We start from the raw sequence: 13,396 nt of genomic DNA on the forward strand, positions 1-13,396 counted from the left end.
GGTTCAGCGTCCCTTCTGCTGACGGCCGATGAGGTGAAGCAGGTACGGCGCTCCGCACGCAGCCGTGAGCACGCCGACAGGTAACTCGTACGGACCGACCTGCGCCCACTGCAACCCGTTCCGCGCCAGCAGGTCAGCCAGGACGACGAACAGCGCACCCAGCATCGCAGTGGTCAGCAACGGCGGTCGTTCCATCCGGGTCAGGCGCAGCGCGACCTGTGGCGCAACCAACGCGACGAACGCGATCGGACCGGCCCCGGCAGTCGCCATCGCGGCCAGCACCGTCGCGATCACCAGCAGCACCATCCGGATCCGCGCCACCCTGACGCCTAGCGACGACGCCACGTCGTCACCGAGCACCAGCGCGGACAGGTCCCGGTTGAACATCATTGCTACCGGCAACAGCAGCACAACCGCGATCAGCACCGGAATCGCATCGCTCCAGGCCCGCGAGTTCAACGAGCCCGCCAACCAAGCAGCCGCCCGGCCGGCGTCGTTGACGTCGCCGATCACGAGCAGCCAGGCGACCAGCGAGTTCGCCGCGGCCGCGATCCCGACGCCGATCAGCACCACCTTTCCCGCGTCCACCACCCCGCGCTGGATCGACAACGCACCGACGATCAGCGTGGCCAGCAGCCCGCCGAGGACCGCGGCCAGCGGGATGCCAACCTTGGCCGCGATGCCCGAGATGTTGCCGCCACCGGTGCCGGCGAGCACGATCACCGCGACGGCGCCCGCGGACGCACCAGAGTTCACGCCGACGATGTCCGGGCTGGCGAGCGGGTTGCGGGACAGCGTCTGCAGGAGCGCACCGGACACGGCGAAGGCGATACCGACGAGCAGCCCGGTGGCAACGCGCGGCAGGCGCAGTTCGAGTACGACGAGCCGGGTGCCGCGGCGGCCGCCACCGAGGAGGACCTCGACCACGTCCGCGAGCGGGAGTTTCGCCGTACCGACGGTCAAGGAGACCAGCGCGACGGCGATCGCGAGGGCCGCGAACAGGATGCTGAGGACGACCGTCCGGGATCTCACAGCGCCACCGCCCGGCGGCGTACGACGATCACGAACATCGGGGCGCCGATGATGCCGAGGACCACACCCGCCTGGACCTCGCCCGCGCCGCCGACGAGACGGCCGACGAGATCCGCGAGTACCAACGCGGTCGCGCCGATGACCCCCGCGGCCGGGATCAGCCAGGTGTTGCGGGCGCCGAAGATCCGCCGCGCGACGTGGCCGGACAGCAAGCCCAGGAACCCGATCGGCCCGCACGCCGCGACACCGGCCGCGGTGAGCAGACCGATCGCGCCCAGACCGAGCAGCCGGGCCCGGCGGATCGACAGGCCGAGGCCCGCGGCCACATCGTCGCCCAAGGCAAGCATGTCGAGGTCACGGGCATTGATCGCGGCGAGCAGCAAACCGATCACCGCGAAGGGCAGGACCTGGCCGGCGACATCCAGTCCGCGGCCGGCAACGGACCCGACCGCCCAGAACCGGTAGCTGTCCAGAGTGTCCGCATCGAGGAGCACGATGGCGGAGGTCAGGGCACCGAGGAGCGCCGCGACGGCCGCACCCGTGAGCGCCAGGCCGACCGGAGTCGATCCGGTGCCTCGCGACGCCAGTTGCTGTACGGCGAATGTCGCGATCAACGCGCCCAGCAAGGCAAACCAGACCGTCGACGCGACTGACTCGACCAGGCCGAGCTGGAGCCCGAGGACGACCGCGAACGCCGCGCCGGAACTCACACCGAAGATGCCCGGCTCGGCCAACGCGTTGCGGGTGTGTCCCTGCATCAACGTGCCGGCGATCCCGAGACAGAGCCCGATCAGGACCGCGACGACCGTCCGCGGAAACCGCAGGCTGCGCACGATCACATCCGGGTCCGAGCCGGTGTTCGCAGTCAGAGCGTGCCACAGGGCGCCCGGCCCGAGCCAGCGCGAACCGAGCGCGAGGCTGGCCGCGAACGCGACCACCAGGACGACTACCAGGGCGAGGAGTGCGGCGGCACGGCGTACCGGTCGACTCGCAGTGGGAGCGGCGGAGCACATATGGTTAGGTTTGCCTTACTTCGCTGAGGTCGTGAGTCACCTTATCCCGTTGCTTGGAGACACCTGTGCGCCTGCCCCGCATCACCGCTCTGCTCGCTGTCGCGGCCCTCGCCCTGTCGGCCTGCGGGTCGTCGGACCCTGGCGATTCCGGCGATTCCGCCGATTCGGCCGGTGCCGCGAGCGCCGGGTTCCCGCGGACGATCGAGCACGCGATGGGCAAGACCGAGATCAAGACCAAGCCGAAGCGGGTCGTCGCGCTCGACACCAGCTACGTGGACGCGACGCTGATCCTGGACACCCCGGTCGTCGGGTACACCGACTACCGCACGATCAACGGGAAGCTGCCGGACTACCTCGGCGACGACCGGACGACGTACGGTTCCGAGGCCCAGTCGGTCGGCACGCTCGCCGAGCCGAACCTGGAGAAGATCGCCGAGCTGAACCCGGACCTGATCATCAGCGCGAAGGTCCGGCACGAGAAGCTGTACGAGCAGCTGTCCGCGATCGCGCCGACGATCATGTCCGAGACCACCGGGGCGACCTGGAAGGACAACATCCGGCTGGAGGCGAAGGCGGTCGGCGCCGAGGAGCTGGCCGAGAAGGAGATCGCGTCGTACGAGCAGGCCGCGAAGACGGTCGGCGCCGCGATCAACGCCAAGGCTGGTGACCCGACCATCTCGGTGGTGCGATTCGTCGACGGCCCGACCCGGCTCTATCAGAACGCGAGCTACTCCGGGATCGTGCTCAAGGACGTCGGCCTGAAGCGGCCGAAGTCGCAGGACGTCGCCGGCTTCGCGCTCGAGATCAGCCCGGAACGGATCAAGGACGCCGACGCCGACGCGATCTTCGTGGCGACGTACGCCGACGACAAAGGCCTGAGCAAGAAGACCGAAGCCCAGTTCAAGGCCAACCCCCTCTGGAAGCCGCTGGCCACGAAGGTCCACGACGTCCCCGACCTCACCTGGATGACCGCCGTCGGCATCCAGGGCGCCTGGTCGATCCTGACCGACCTCGCCAAGACCTTCGACGTCCCCGCACCCGTCAAGGGCGCCTGACCTGCCGGTTAGGGTGCGGGTATGGCGGCTCTCGAGCGGTGGCATGTCGGTCCGTGGACCACTCGGGGGACGCGGGTCGGTGAGGAGCCGGTGCCGGGGCGGCGGCGGACCAATGACGAGTTGAACTTCGATGTCGTCGGGCTGGCGCGGATCCTCGGGCGACGGTTGTCGGGGCGCGACGAGCTGCAGGTGCGGCTGTGGCAGAACGAGCTGCGGCCGACGCACACGCGCCAGTGCGGGGTCCATACGCTGGCGGATCCGGACAACGCCCGGCTGCTGCGCGACACCGCGCAGGAGGCCCTTGCCTGGTTGGGCGAGCGCGCGCCGACCGGCTACGAGTTCGTCCTCACGGACGCGGTCGAGCTGCGTCCGCTCCTCGACCTGTCCGCGGCGGTGGTCGCGGTCGACGCCGTCGTACAACTCGCTGGTTTCCCCCTCCCCGCTGCCCGGTTGGCAACAGCACACGTACGCCGATCCGCCGCAGGCGACTGGTACGCCGGGGACGCGGTCTGCAACTGGTCAGGCCCGCACACCACGCCCGACGAAGCAGTAGCCGCCGTACAGCAAGCACGTGCCGAATTGGTGGAGCAGCTACGTGGAGCAGGCCGTGAAGACCTGGCTGCGACCGCAGAGCGCTGGCCTACTGTGCCTGTGGAGTCCGGGTAACTACCAGGTGCCGGTTGAGGAAGGTGAGTTCCGCCTCGACGACCTGTTCGTGGGCGTCGAGGAAGGGCGCGTAGTGGTTGCCGGGGACCTGGAGTACGTCGGCGTTCGGTGTGCTGGCGGCGGCCTTCAGAGTTGGCGCTGCTAGGGCGGACTGATCGTCCTCGCAGACGACGTACAGGATCGGGCAGCGGACCTTCGCCGCGTGCTTCAACGGGCGGTAGAGCGCAGCGGGCAACACGGAGCGGGCTGCGATCGCCTGCTGCCATTCGGGGTACCGGTTGCCGGGGTTGAGGGTCGCGTTGCTCAGCTGGGCGTCAGGGGTGTTCAGCAGCGCCACCGTCCCGGGCGGGCCGGCGAGGTCCACCAGGCGCGGCGGACGGCCGAGGAGGCTGCCGGCCAGGTCGAGCAGGCTCCGTCGGATCAGACGGATCGCGCTGCCGGGCGTCTGGTAGCGCGAGGCGTTGCGGGTCACGGTCGGCCCGTCGACGTTGGCGGACTGGGCGATCGCCGCCGAGATACCGAGGTCCTCCGCGGCGAGCTGAACGATGTACCCGCCGGGCAGCGAGAACGCCCAGATCGCCACCCGTTCGACGCCTGGAAGAGCCTTGGCGCAGGCGATCGCAGCCCGCCAGTCGGCCAGTTGATCGGACACGCGCGCCACCTGCCGCGGTTCGCCCTCGCTCTCGCCGAGGTTGCGGTAGTCGAAGGCCAGTACGCCGAATCCGGCCGCGGCGAACCGCTCCGCGAACCGGTCCGTCCCCGGCTCCTTCGTGACGCCGAAGCCGCCGGTCATCACCACGCACCCGCCGTTGGTCCCCGGGTAGTGCCAGGCCGCGCACTCGACGCCGCCACTCGTGAAGCTCACCTTCTCGCGCATATCTGAAGTGAACCACGTGGTTCGCAAAACTGTCTAGGCCCGCTCCTCGCGCTCGAGGGCGCGCACGAGCGCGGCGAACCCGGCCTCGATTCCGGCCGCGTCGCCGCTCGTCCGCCACTCGATCAGGAACCCGCGGAGCGTCGCCAGGATCAGCTCCGCGACCTCGGTCTTGCGCTGTTCCTCCCACGCGTCCGGGCACAGCGAGAGCAACGCCGGCAGGTACTGGCGCGAGGCCGACCGCGCGAGGTCGGCGTACCGTCCGGCGTCGTACATCGCCAGCCCGATCGCCTGGTCCAGTACCCCCGACTCGACGCCGATCAGAGTCGGCCACATGGATCGCACCCGGTCCGCCAACGGCCGGTCCGGCCCCTCGCCGGCAGCCTCCATCGCCCGGCTGATCCGGCGTTCGCGCAGTTGCAGGACCGCCTGCGTGAGCAGGTCCTCGGGGCCGTCGAAGTGGTACAGCAGCACCTTGTGCGTCGTACCGGCCGCGCGCGCCGCCCGCCGGAGCGAGAAGTCGACCAGCCCGTTGACCCCGAGCTCGTCCGCCACCTTGTCCAGCAACTCGCGCCGCCGCGCCTCACCCCGCGGCGACTTCGCCGACCGCCGATACCCCGTACGTTCCTCAGTCACCTGGCCAGTATCTCTAGGTAAAGCTGGCGACGAAGTAGCCGACGCCGTACGGCGCTGCTTCGTAGGTCAGGTCGCCGGACAGCGACGTACCTTCGAGGGCTCCGGCGAGCACCTGCCACGGCGCGCGCCCGGCGGCCTGCAGCTCGCCCGCCAGATCGGCATCGAGGGCATTGAGTACGTCGAGATCTCTGTGCTGCAAGGCGTTCGCGACGGTGGTGTCGAAGATCTCCGCGCGCGGATGCAGGTGCACCGGCGAGTGCTCGCTGCGGCGGGCCGACCCGTCGCCCATCACCAGCAGGCCGATGCGATCGTTGCTGCCAGCAATCTCTTGCCCGAGTCGTACGCACACATCTGGCGCGGTGTCGGTCGCAACGGCCCGGTAGGTGCGCGGCAGCCGCGCGGCCTTCGTCTGCTCGAGCAGCCAGCCGCCGATCGCCAGCGACAACGGGAGGACGGGCGGGCCCGAACCGACCCGCACACTTGGCGCACCGTAGGCACCGAACGAGCCACCGGCCGCGGCGTCATAGGTGCCCGAGCCGGCCCCGATCACCACGATGTGCGTTGCGGTGGCGAGCGATTCGGCGGCTGCCAGGCAGGCGGCGCGCAGATCGTCGAGCTCGGATGCGGCGCCGGACGCGACCTCAGGCACGAGGAGCGGCGGATGCGGGCAGACCGCAGCGGCAACGACGGGCACGACTCAGGCCTCCCGGAGGTAGCGGAAGAAGAGGTAGTCGTCCCCCGCGGACAGCGCCGACCCGAGCTTCATCCGCCGAGTGAGTGTCGACGGGGCCCCGGCGGTGATCCGGATGGATCCCGGTCCCGCCAGCAACGGCGCCAGCGCGAGACACAGCTCGTCGACCAGATCGGCCGCGGTCAACGCACCGAGCAGATGCGGTCCGCCCTCGGACAGGATCTGCGGCATCCCGCGCGCAGCGAACTCGTCGACGACCGCCTGCAGATCGACTTCGGCCTCCCCCAGCACGAGCACCTCGGCAACTTCCGCGAGCGCTTCCCGGCGGTCCTCCGGTGAGCTCGCATGCGTGACGACGATCGGCCGTACGGCGGACTTGAACACCGGGTTCACCGGACTCAGCTCGAGCCGCGACGACACGATCGCGAGCGTCGGGTTCTCGGCGAGCCCGGTCGCCGTACGCCATTCGCGGGCCTTCGCCGACAACTTCAGCGGGTTGTAGCCCTCGTCGCGGATCGTCCCCGCGCCGACCAGGACGACATCCGCCAACCGCCGGGCCACGCTGAAAAGCCGGCTGTCGGAGTCGCTCGACAGCGCCTTCGACCGGCCGTCGATCTCGACCGCACCGTCCAGGCTGCTCACGAAGTTGGCGCGCAGGTGCGGCACCGCCCGGTCCGCGACCTCGTAGGCCGCGATCAGCTCCTCGTCGCTCAGATCGTCCAGGCGGCGCATCAGACCAGGCTCCTTCGGGTTCCGGCGGGCTGCGCGGTGCCACGCAGTACGGCGATGAAGTCGAGGGCCTGCCGCGCGGCCGGTACGTCGTGCACGCGGAAGACGCGGGCGCCCAACCAGGCAGAGATGGTGAGCGCCGCGAGGGTGCCGTTGCCGCGCTGACCGGGCGGCAGTTCGAGGGTCTCGCCGATGAAGTCCTTGTTCGACACCGCGACCAGCACCGGCCAGCCGGTGGCCGCGAGCTCGTCGAGGCGGCGGGTGAGCTCCAGCGACTGCAACGTGTTCTTGCCGAAGTCGTGCGTCGGGTCGATCAGGATCCCGTCCCGCCGGACGCCCGCCGCGAGCGCACGGTCCGCGAGGGCCGTGGTCGTGCGGATCACGTCCGCGACCACGTCGTCATACGCCATCCGGTGCGGATCGGTGCGCGGCGAGAGACCGCCGACGTGGCTACAGACCAGCCCGGTACCGGCCTCGGCGGCGGCGTTCACCAGGTCGGGATCGGCACCTGCCCAGGTGTCGTTGATCAGGTCGGCGCCGGCCTCCGCGACCTGCCGGGCGACACCGCTGCGGTACGTGTCCACGCTGATCACCAGGTCCGGATGCCGGGCGCGGATCGCGGCCACGAAGTCCACCGTTCGCCGGAGCTCCTCGGCCTCGCTGACCGGCTCGCCGTACCCGGCCTTCACGCCACCGATGTCGACCAGGTCGGCACCCTCGGCGGCAGCCTTGTCGATCGCCGCGAGCGCCGCGTCGGTCGCGTACGTCGCCCCGCGGTCGAAGAACGAGTCCGGCGTCCGGTTGATGATCGCCATCAGCGCGAATTCGCCGGCCCCGAAGGAGCGGCTGCCCAGCCTCAGCACCCCGTCGCCCGTGTTCACGCGACCGACTGTACGTGGGCGGACCGCCACGCAGGCAGAACCCCCACTTCAGACCCTCAACGGGCAGGAAACCCGGGGTTCTGCCTGCATGGCGGTCCAAGCCAACCTACCGCGGGAGCCCCATATCCTATAGGATCCGTCCCGACAGTCCGCCCACGCAGCAGATCGGGTCCTCGATGCCACGATTCACCGAGTTCGAGACGTATGACGTCCGCTTCCCCACGTCGCTGGACCTGGACGGCTCCGACGCGATGAACACCGACCCGGACTACTCCGCGGCGTACGTGATCCTGCGGACCGACGCCGGCGACGGGCTCGAGGGGCACGGGTTCGCGTTCACGATCGGTCGCGGCAACGACATCCAGACGACCGCGATCGAGGCGCTCCGCGACCACGTCCTCGGGCTCGACCTGGACGCCACGCTGAACGACCTCGGCGGGTTCTGGAAGTCGCTCGTGCACGACTCGCAGCTGCGCTGGCTGGGCCCCGAGAAGGGCGTCATGCACATGGCGATCGGTGCGGTCGTCAACGCGGTGTGGGACCTGGCCGCCAAGCGCGCCGGCGTACCGCTGTGGAAGCTGCTGTCCGACCTGACCCCGGAGCAGATCGTCGACCTGGTCGACTTCCGGTACCTGACCGACGCGCTGACGCGGGACGAGGCGCTCGACATCCTGCGCAAGGCCGAGGCCGGTCGCGCCGAGCGGGAGGCGGTACTGCGGGAGTGCGGCTACCCGGCGTACACGACGACCCCCGGCTGGCTCGGGTACGACGACGCGAAGCTGGTCCGGCTCTGCCACGAGGCGGTCGCCGAGGGGTTCACGCAGATCAAGCTCAAGGTCGGCGCGAACCTGCACGACGACATCCGCCGGATGCAGCTGGCCCGCGAGGCGGTCGGCCCGGACATCCGGATCGCAGTCGACGCGAACCAGCGCTGGGACGTCGCCGAGGCGATCAGCTGGATCGAGGCCCTCGCGCCGTACGACGTCTGGTGGGTGGAGGAACCGACCAGCCCGGACGACATCCTCGGGCACGCCGCGATCGCGAAGGCGATCGCGCCGATCAAGGTCGCGACCGGTGAGCACGTGCAGAACCGGATCGTGTTCAAACAGATGCTCCAGGCCGAGGCGCTGTCGGTGCTGCAGCTCGACTCGGCCCGGGTCGCGGGCGTCAACGAGAACATCGCGAACCTGCTGCTGGCGGCGAAGTTCGGCGTACCGGTGTGCCCGCACGCGGGCGGGGTAGGACTGTGTGAGCTGGTCCAGCACCTGTCGATGTTCGACTACGTCGCGGTGAGCGGTTCGCTGGACGACCGGGTGATCGAGTTCGTGGACCACCTGCACGAGCACTTCCTGGACCCGGTGGTGATCCGGGACGGGCACTACGTGGCACCGGTACGGCCCGGGTTCGGCGCCGAGATGGACGCGGAGACGCTGACCGACTTCCGGTTCCCGGGTGGCAAGATCTGGACCGACCTGAACAAGGAGAAGAACAAGTGAGCGACTTCGACGGGCTGCGTGCGGTTGTCACCGGGGGTGCGTCGGGGATCGGGCTCGCCGCCGCCTCGTTGCTCGCCTCCCGGGGCGCCCAGGTGGTCGTGTTCGACCTGAAGCCGGAGGTCGCCGAGCCGCTGACCGGGATCGCCGCCGACGTCACCGACGACGGCTCGATCCGGGACGCGGTCGCCGCGGCCGCACTGCAGCTCGGCGGGATCGACATCGTGGTGAACAACGCCGGCATCGGCGCGCAGGGCAACGTGACCGCGAACGACGACGACGAATGGCACCGCGTGCTGGACGTGAACGTGGTCGGGATCGCGCGCGTGACCCGGGCCGCGCTGCCGCACCTGCGGAAGTCGGACGCGGCCGCGATCGTCAACACCTGCTCGATCGCCGCGACCGCCGGCCTGCCGAACCGCGCGCTGTACTCGGCCAGCAAGGGCGCCGTCCTGGCCCTGACGATGGCGATGGCCGCGGACCACGTACGAGAAGGGATCCGGGTGAACTGCGTGAACCCGGGTACGGCGGACACGCCATGGGTCGGACGTCTGCTCGACGCCGCGACGGACCCGGCGGCGGAACGTGCGGCGCTCGAGGCCCGCCAGCCGATGGGCCGCCTGGTGTCGGCCGACGAGGTCGCCCAGGCGATCGCCTACCTGGCCAGCCCGCTGTCCGGATCCACCACGGGTACGGCGGTGGCCGTCGACGGCGGGATGCAGAACCTCCGGATTCCGGCGGCCCGCTGATGAAGCTCTTTCCGGAGGGTCAGCGCGTCGGGCTCGGCAGTGCGCCGCTGGGCAACCTGCTCGGCGAGGTGCACGAGGGCGATGCCGCCGCGGCCGTGACCGCCGCGTGGGACGAGGGGTGGCGGTACTTCGACACCGCCCCGCACTACGGACTTGGGCTGGCCGAGGAACGACTCGGTACGGCGCTGCGGGACAAGCCGCGCGACGAGTACGTGCTGTCGAGCAAGGTCGGCCGGATCATCTACGAGGCCTCCGACGCCGCGACCGACGACGAGGGCTTCGAGGTCAGTACGACGCGTCGGCGGCGGTGGGACTTCTCGCGGGACGGCGTACTGCGGAGCATCGAGGACTCGTTGCGGCGGATCGGGACCGATCGGCTGGACGTGGTGTTCGTGCATGACCCGGACGATCACTTCGAGGAGGCGGTCGCGACCGCGTTCCCGACGCTGATCGAACTGCGGGAGCAGGGCGTGATCGGCGCGATCGGGTCCGGGATGAACCAGTCGGCGATGCTGACCCGGTTCGTGCGGGAGATCGACATCGACGTGATCATGCTGGCCGGCCGGTACACGTTGATCGATCCGGACGGTCTGGACGACGTACTGCCGGCGTGCCTGGACAACGACGTCCAGGTCGTTGCCGTGGGCATCTTCAACTCCGGGCTGATGTCGCAGCCGCGGCCCGCGGCCGGGACCACGTTCAACTACGAGCCCGCGGCGCAGTCGCTGATCGACAAGGCCAACAAGCTCGCGGACGTGTGCGAGTCGCACGGCACCACACTTCCGGCAGCGGCCATCGCGTTCCCGTTGGCACACCCCGCGGTCGCCGGGATCGCCGTCGGCTGCCGCACCGCGGAAGAGGTCCGCACCAACGCGGCCCTCGCTCGCACCGAGATCCCCGCGGCGCTCTGGTCCGACCTGAAGTCGGCCGGCCTGCTACGCGAGGACGCACCTACTCCGTAGGGGTCGTGCGGGCGGCCAGGTGGAGCGCCAGGCGTTCGTCCGGGTTGGTGAGGTCGACGCCCAACAGGTGCTGGATCTTGGTGATGCGGGCGGCGGCGGTGTTGCGGTGGATGCCTAGTACTGCGGCTGTTTCCGCCAGGGACGACTCGGTGTCCAGGTAGACGGCCAGCGTGGTGACCAGGTCACCGGGCTGGTCCTTGATGGGAGCCAGTAGGGCCTGCGCGGCGGGCTGGAACGTGTCGGTGCGGGTCCAGGCCAGGAGGAGCTGCGCCAGGCCCAGACGGTCCACGTGGAGGAAGCGACCCGTTTCCGCTCGCCCGCGCGCCAGACCGGCCGCATCACCCGCCTCGGCCAGCGTCGTGGCGATTCCGCTCGGACCCGGCTGCACTCGCCCGACTCCGACGTACGCGTCCACTGTCTGCACCAGTCGGCGGTGCACGCGGCGGATCACGGCAGCCTGCTGCTGCACCTCGGTCGCGGTCGGTTCGCGGACGGCGGTGATCCACCCGGACCAGCCGTCGCCCTGCTCCACCACGACCGCCCGCAAGCCCTCAGCGTCGAACGCCTCTACGACATCGGCCCGTCGACCAGCAACGTCCACTTGTCCCTCGGCGCCGATCCGGATCCCCGTGTGCCACCCGTCGAGTTGCCAGCCGAGATCCACTGCACGCCGCCGCGTCGCCTCGGACGGCTCGCCGTGCAGGAGTTCACCGAGCAACGACGTACGTTGACGGGCGTCTCGCTCCAGCTCCAGCCGGCGCAACGCCAACCGCTCCCCCACTGCGGGTGCCACGACGCTCAGCACATCAGGTACGGCGGCAACCTCAGCCGGCACCACACCGGGCAGCCGCGCGACCAACCAGCACACCGGCCCTACACCGACCACAGCAACCGCGACCATCACCGCACCACTCGGCAGATCAACCCGGTACGGCGCTGCCCACGCCACTGGTACACGCGGCAACTCAGCCACCAACGCCGTACGCTCACCAGCCTCCAATGGCTCACCGGCCAGCGTGCCACCGTCAGCTCCCGCCAACGTGACAGGGCGTTCCAGTACGTCGGACGTTGTCCGCAGTACCGAGGTGAGGTCACCGCCCGCGCGCCGCAACGCTGCGACCGCCCGCAGTACGAGATCCGACCGAACTACCTCTGGCTCGGCTGTCACGCGTCGGAGGTACTCATGTGCTGCCAGCGGGTCCGAGCAACCCAGCACCGGCAGCTGCAACCGCTCCGCCAGCAACTGAGCGCCCCGCCCCAACGGCTCCACACCAGCGAGCAGCAAGGCACCTGCGCCAGCAGCCGACGCCCTACTGATCAGGGCATCGATCCGCCAGTCGGTGTGGTCATCGGCCAGCAGTACGACGAGCAACTGCCCGTCGAGCGACTCCGGATGCGATGACACCTCCAACAACACCCGTGAGCCCGTCAGCCGAGGACCGTCGTCGGCCGCGGCGCCGAGCACCACCACGTTCGTCCAGCCGGGTGAGCTGAGCATCGCCGCCAGCGACGGCGCCAGGTCCCTCATGACGCTTCCAGCAGTTGCGGGGCGCACGCGAGCCCGAACGCTTGTGGGCCGACGTGAGTGAGTCGGTCGGGGCGCCGCCACCAGGCGGGACCCGGGAGGGCCAAGACGAGGACCTCGTCGCCGCTGCGGATGGCGTCGACGGCAATGGGCTGGAGCGTACGGCGGTCCAGGACGCAGAGCAGGTCCGGTGTGGTGACCACGGGGATGCCGTCGACCAGTGCGAGCAGGTACTCGTTCTCGGTCTCGATCCGGATGACTGCGCGACTGCCGGCGTCGACGATGCAGACACTGCCGCGACCGAACGCGGCACCGCCGTCACCGATGAGATGCCGAGCGACCTCCTCGACGCGGCCGGTGCCCAGCAACCGTCCGCCCAGACTCTCGGCGACAACAGCCGGTGTGGCGCCAGGCTCGAGGCCGGCGTGGGCTCGGCCGAGTGCCAGCGCCCGGGTCAGGCTGCCCTGCACCGCGTCTGCCGCCGCAGCCTCCACAGGAGTGGGCGCCAGTGCCAGTACCGCCCACCCGCCGGTGTGAGCGACGAAGCTGCGCACCGCGCGTTCGAGACCGGCGGCGTCGACGTTGTCCACGACGATCACCTGGCCGCTCGGCTCGCTCAGCGCACAAGGCGTCAAGGAGCGGCCCGCCACCGCCCACGAGAACTGGTCGAGCCGCGGCAATGCCCGTCCCATCAGGTCCGCGTCGACGACCGGGAGGCCCAGATCCAGCGCGGCGATCAACGGTGTCAGCCCGTTGAGCCCACCGGCCTCCAGCGACATCAGCCCGGTGACCTCGGTACCCGTCCATCGGCTGACCGCCCGCACCGCCGCGTCGAACTCACCACCACCCGGCAACTTCTCCATCAGCACACTGGTCGCTCCGACCACGCCGATCGGACTCACGGACACACCAGGCACGTCCGCGGCGTCCCGCAGCACCAACTCGCCCGCACCGAGCCGGCGGCGCAGCATCCGGCCGAACGCACCCGTGTCCCCGCCACCACCGGAGCCGAGCAGCGTGACCCCGACAACCAGTGCCCCTAGGTCGTGCTCCTGGATGACCGTGCCCATGGGGGGATCCTGCCACCGGC

The 13,396-nt window shown here is 70.2% G+C and carries 14 protein-coding genes; 5 read left to right on the top strand and 9 right to left on the bottom strand.

Features of this window, described 5'->3' with window-relative positions; genetic code table 11:
- Positions 1 to 3: 3 nt before the first annotated feature.
- Both E0H45_RS00515 and E0H45_RS00520 read right to left on the bottom strand, forming a co-directional pair.
- Positions 4 to 1,032, bottom strand: coding sequence for a FecCD family ABC transporter permease (locus tag E0H45_RS00515; RefSeq protein ID WP_131334292.1), 1,029 nt, complete (start codon positions 1,030 to 1,032; stop codon positions 4 to 6).
- The gene (locus E0H45_RS00520) at positions 1,029 to 2,045 is read right to left on the bottom strand and encodes a FecCD family ABC transporter permease (protein ID WP_131334293.1); all 1,017 of its coding nucleotides are present in this window, start codon (positions 2,043 to 2,045) and stop codon (positions 1,029 to 1,031) included. Before E0H45_RS00520 ends, E0H45_RS00515 begins: the two co-directional genes overlap by 4 nt.
- 65 nt (positions 2,046 to 2,110) lie before the next feature.
- Here E0H45_RS00520 and E0H45_RS00525 point away from each other — a divergent pair, with 65 nt between their 5' ends.
- Positions 2,111 to 3,100 carry an ABC transporter substrate-binding protein gene (locus E0H45_RS00525; protein WP_131334294.1) on the top strand — a complete coding sequence of 330 codons (990 nt, stop codon included), beginning with the start codon at positions 2,111 to 2,113 and terminating at the stop codon, positions 3,098 to 3,100.
- A gap of 21 nt (positions 3,101 to 3,121) precedes the next feature.
- A complete protein-coding gene (locus tag E0H45_RS00530; protein ID WP_131334295.1) occupies positions 3,122 to 3,766 on the top strand; it encodes a hypothetical protein in 645 nt (214 codons plus the stop codon).
- On the opposite strand, the gene E0H45_RS00535 is transcribed toward E0H45_RS00530, so the two are convergent.
- Genes E0H45_RS00535 through folP form a run of 5 tightly spaced genes read right to left on the bottom strand, consistent with a single transcriptional unit; the run spans position 3,741 to position 7,511 of the window.
- Positions 3,741 to 4,643, bottom strand: coding sequence for an alpha/beta hydrolase (locus E0H45_RS00535; RefSeq protein WP_131334296.1), 903 nt, complete (start codon positions 4,641 to 4,643; stop codon positions 3,741 to 3,743). The two genes, E0H45_RS00530 and E0H45_RS00535, sit on opposite strands and share 26 nt — an antisense overlap.
- 33 nt (positions 4,644 to 4,676) lie before the next feature.
- Entirely contained in the window at positions 4,677 to 5,276 is a 600-nt protein-coding gene (locus tag E0H45_RS00540; protein ID WP_131334297.1) for a TetR/AcrR family transcriptional regulator, read from the bottom strand.
- A gap of 13 nt (positions 5,277 to 5,289) precedes the next feature.
- A complete protein-coding gene (locus E0H45_RS00545; protein ID WP_131334298.1) occupies positions 5,290 to 5,970 on the bottom strand; it encodes a class III extradiol dioxygenase subunit B-like domain-containing protein in 681 nt (226 codons plus the stop codon).
- Positions 5,971 to 5,973: 3 nt separating this feature from the next.
- Positions 5,974 to 6,699: a pyrimidine reductase family protein gene (locus tag E0H45_RS00550; RefSeq protein WP_131334299.1), complete on the bottom strand. Its 726-nt coding sequence runs from the start codon at positions 6,697 to 6,699 to the stop codon at positions 5,974 to 5,976.
- Positions 6,699 to 7,511 carry a dihydropteroate synthase gene (gene folP / locus E0H45_RS00555; RefSeq protein WP_131337576.1) on the bottom strand — a complete coding sequence of 271 codons (813 nt, stop codon included), beginning with the start codon at positions 7,509 to 7,511 and terminating at the stop codon, positions 6,699 to 6,701. The genes E0H45_RS00550 and folP overlap by 1 nt, the downstream gene beginning before the upstream one ends.
- 242 nt (positions 7,512 to 7,753) lie before the next feature.
- Between folP and E0H45_RS00560 the strand changes: the two genes are divergently transcribed.
- From E0H45_RS00560 to E0H45_RS00570, 3 genes are read left to right on the top strand one after another with little or no spacing between them, the layout of a single operon-like run.
- On the top strand, positions 7,754 to 9,073 hold the full coding sequence (locus E0H45_RS00560) for an L-fuconate dehydratase (protein ID WP_131334300.1): 1,320 nt from the start codon (positions 7,754 to 7,756) through the stop codon (positions 9,071 to 9,073).
- Positions 9,070 to 9,819 (top strand): SDR family NAD(P)-dependent oxidoreductase, encoded by a 750-nt coding sequence (locus E0H45_RS00565; RefSeq protein WP_131334301.1) that lies wholly within the window; start codon positions 9,070 to 9,072, stop codon positions 9,817 to 9,819. The genes E0H45_RS00560 and E0H45_RS00565 overlap by 4 nt, the downstream gene beginning before the upstream one ends.
- Entirely contained in the window at positions 9,819 to 10,781 is a 963-nt protein-coding gene (locus E0H45_RS00570; protein ID WP_131334302.1) for an aldo/keto reductase, read from the top strand. The genes E0H45_RS00565 and E0H45_RS00570 overlap by 1 nt, the downstream gene beginning before the upstream one ends.
- Here the strand turns inward: E0H45_RS00570 and E0H45_RS00575 are convergent.
- Both E0H45_RS00575 and E0H45_RS00580 read right to left on the bottom strand, forming a co-directional pair.
- A complete protein-coding gene (locus E0H45_RS00575) occupies positions 10,771 to 12,309 on the bottom strand; it encodes a PucR family transcriptional regulator (protein WP_131334303.1) in 1,539 nt (512 codons plus the stop codon). The genes E0H45_RS00570 and E0H45_RS00575 overlap by 11 nt on opposite strands.
- On the bottom strand, positions 12,306 to 13,376 hold the full coding sequence (locus E0H45_RS00580) for a DUF917 domain-containing protein (protein ID WP_165546321.1): 1,071 nt from the start codon (positions 13,374 to 13,376) through the stop codon (positions 12,306 to 12,308). Before E0H45_RS00580 ends, E0H45_RS00575 begins: the two co-directional genes overlap by 4 nt.
- Positions 13,377 to 13,396 lie beyond the last annotated feature (20 nt).

The sequence above is a fragment of the Kribbella soli genome (genome assembly GCF_004331345.1).
Lineage (GTDB): Bacteria > Actinomycetota > Actinomycetes > Propionibacteriales > Kribbellaceae > Kribbella > Kribbella soli.